2 protein-coding genes and 2 tRNA genes are annotated in these 1,459 nt (G+C 64.0%); 3 read left to right on the top strand and 1 reads right to left on the bottom strand.

The window, feature by feature from the left end:
• The first annotated feature begins 1 nt into the window (after position 1).
• From AC1VAN_RS21690 to AC1VAN_RS21700, 3 genes are all read left to right on the top strand, one after another.
• Positions 2-77: transfer RNA gene (locus AC1VAN_RS21690), tRNA-Gly, on the top strand.
• 66 nt (positions 78-143) lie between these two features.
• A tRNA-Cys gene (locus AC1VAN_RS21695) sits at positions 144-217 on the top strand.
• Between the two features lie 187 nt (positions 218-404).
• Positions 405-917 (top strand): DUF998 domain-containing protein, encoded by a 513-nt coding sequence (locus tag AC1VAN_RS21700; RefSeq protein WP_442251051.1) that lies wholly within the window; start codon positions 405-407, stop codon positions 915-917.
• Between the two features lie 47 nt (positions 918-964).
• Here the strand turns inward: AC1VAN_RS21700 and AC1VAN_RS21705 are convergent.
• Positions 965-1,459: flavin reductase family protein (locus tag AC1VAN_RS21705; protein ID WP_480986728.1), on the bottom strand; the 495-nt coding region annotated here is incomplete at its 5' end.

A 1,459-nucleotide genomic window follows, 5' to 3' on the forward strand; every position in this document is an offset into this window, starting at 1 on the left:
TGCGGGAATAGCTCAGTTGGTAGAGCGCAACCTTGCCAAGGTTGAGGTCGCGAGTTCGAGTCTCGTTTCCCGCTCCATGTTTCGACAGGCCCCATCGCGGGGTTTTGTCATGTCAGGGGCGTCGTTCCTGATCGCAGTACGTTGGCCTCATGGCAGAGTGGCTATGCACCGGATTGCAAATCCGTTTACAGCGGTTCGATTCCGCTTGAGGCCTCCAATTGAAAAGCCCTGACTYCGGTCAGGGCTTTTTTCTTTGTGCGKMCCCCTGGCGCCAGCAGGGGTACCAAACTGCACATGCGACCCGGCGGGACCGGCTGCTAACGTCGCCGCACTCCTCTTCAGCGGTGGTGACTGCAGTGCGGAACCTGGCCATCCAGCAAGCGGTATACGTTCCTCTCGGCGCCATGCTGGCGCTGATCGCTTTTGCATTCACCGTGCCCGGCTACCACCCGCTCTCCCAGCACCTCAGCGAGCTGGGCCTGATGCCGGGGCTGCCAGCCAAGGCGGTGCAGGTCGGCGCGGTGGTCAGTGGCTCGGCCATCATCGTCTTCAGCCTTGCGTTGCTCGCGCAAGGTCGCCGTTTCGCGCTCACTGTGCTCACTTCCCTCCTGTTCGGCGTGTCCATGGTCAGCAATGGCGTCTTCACCACGGGCAGTCCGCTGCATGGCCTCTATGGCATCGGCATCTTCTCGATCCTGACCCCGCTGCTGTTCCTGGCCGAGCTGGGCCCTGCTGCGTCGACGCGTATGGTCTGGATTGCGCGCGTCACTTCGCTGCTGGGGATGGCCTATCTGTGGCTGATGCTTTCCGGCTTCGACCCGGAGCCCTATCGCGGCCTCACCCAGCGCATCGCGCTGCTGCCGGCGTTCGGCTGGTACACCTTCGCCGCGCTGGAGCTGCGTCGATCCCGCATCTGAATCAGAGGCCTCTGCTGCCTCCTCGTTGGCAGCGTGCAGCCAAGGGTTCATGCAGTCGGCGGCAAAGGATCGTCAGCGCGGAAATTGCGCGCCACCGGCGTGGTGGTGCCCACATAGTGGCGGAACAGGTAGATCAACGGTGCCCAGCGCTGCACGTCGATGTGCTGGGTTCCGGCAACGGTGATCGCCTCGTGCGCATGCACCCGGCAGATCCGTCCTTCGATGATCATGAAGCCCTGATCCTGCGTTCCGCTGGGCCGGTGCGAGGCGAGCAGCGTGACCTCCACCTGCAGCGGGCATTCGGCAATCGCCGGCGGTGCCACCTGCACCGAATCGACGCGGCTGAAGCCGCCCAGTGCGAACTTGTCAGGCACATGCACGTACCCCATCGCACGCTTCGATTCCGGCACCGGGGTGCGGGCGGTGGCGCGGGCGATGGCTTCAACCTGCGCCGCCTGCGTGGCATCTGCGAAGTTCAGTACGCATTCGCCGCGTGCCAGAAGGTTGCTGCAGCCTTGGCCCTGTTCGCCGATACCGAGCAC

It is taken from the genome of Stenotrophomonas sp. 05L44_2 (assembly GCF_056665995.1).